Origin of the sequence: Pectobacterium brasiliense (assembly GCF_013449685.1) — a bacterium.
GTDB classification, from domain to species: Bacteria; Pseudomonadota; Gammaproteobacteria; order Enterobacterales; family Enterobacteriaceae; genus Pectobacterium; species Pectobacterium brasiliense_A.
Window position 1 is genome coordinate 1 of the sequence record NZ_JACDSF010000151.1, and the last position, 1,229, is coordinate 1,229.

Here is a 1,229-nt window from a genome sequence, read left to right on the forward strand (position 1 = left end):
TCATGTTCCTGATTGTACAAAAAACAGTTACGGGACACAGCCTAGGGTAAATCAGAGATCTGGGCCTTTTTGCAGACTTCGAACAAATTCCTCCGGAGTCTGGTTATTTAACGAGGAATGCGGTCTCTGCTGGTTATATTCCTGTCGCCTGTGTTCGATTTTCTCCTGAGGGTCTTCCAGTGACAGGAACCAGTGGATGTTCAGACCTTCGTCCCGAAAACGGCCATTGAATGACTCGATGAGGGCATTATCTGTCGGTTTTCCGGGCCGTGAGAAGTCCATTGTCACCTTGTTTTCATAGGCCCACTGATCTAGCGGCTTAGAAATAAATTCGCTGCCATTGTCGGTCTGCAGCAGTCCCGGCACCCGCTTCTGTAACTGTTTCAGGCGCTCCATCACTGCGACCACATCGTCTCCGCGCAGTCCCTGACCTACCTGGATTGCCAGACATTCCTGACTACGGTTAGCGCTCGGATACGACGCCTGTTGAACAGATTATCAGCTACGAAGTCCATGCTCCAGTACTGGTCAATCGCACACCCCCAGATGTGCACTTCTCTGTCTGGCGGTGACATGTCGATGGGGGCGTTTTGTCCGCAGATTCAGGCCTTCCTGACAATAAATACGGCGTGTTTTCTTATGATTAATCAGCCAGCCTTCCTGGCACAGAAGAACATGAATGCGCTGAACGCCTTAGCGAACACGGATTTCGGCAATTTCCCTTATCCGCTGCGTAATGGCACGGGTATCACGGCAACTGCGATATGCGATAGTAGTACACCGTGCGGCTCTGCATCATCAGACTGCAGCCACGACGCAGTCCGATACGGTAAGCTTCCCGCAGATATGTCACCGCGTCACGCTTTTTGCACGAGCCTCAGAACTTTTTTCGGATGGCATCCTGCAACATCTCCTTGTCCAGACTCTGGTCCGCCACCATGCCGTTTCAGACTGTGATTCTCTCCTTCGAACTGTCGCAGGCGGCGCAGCTCCGCCATGCCCATCCCTCCAAATTTCTTCTCCCAATTGTAAAAGGTAGCTTCAGAAAGCCCCATCTTTCTGAATACTTACTCTACCCGCGTGCCGGTATCGGCCTGCTCAAAGGGAAGAGATCAATCAAGAGGGCGATCTTGGCTTTACTTATGGCTAAATAGCTATATGGACACAGACCCAGTGCAAGCACGGGCAGATCTTTTTCTGACAAAGTAGTCACACACATATATCCGGCT

General features: G+C 51.2%; 1 pseudogene. It reads right to left on the bottom strand.

The features are described 5' to 3' along the window. Positions 1 to 51: 51 nt before the first annotated feature. Positions 52 to 1,100: pseudogene (locus H0248_RS21780) on the bottom strand (IS3 family transposase); the annotation flags it as partial. Between the last annotated feature and the right edge of the window lie 129 nt (positions 1,101 to 1,229).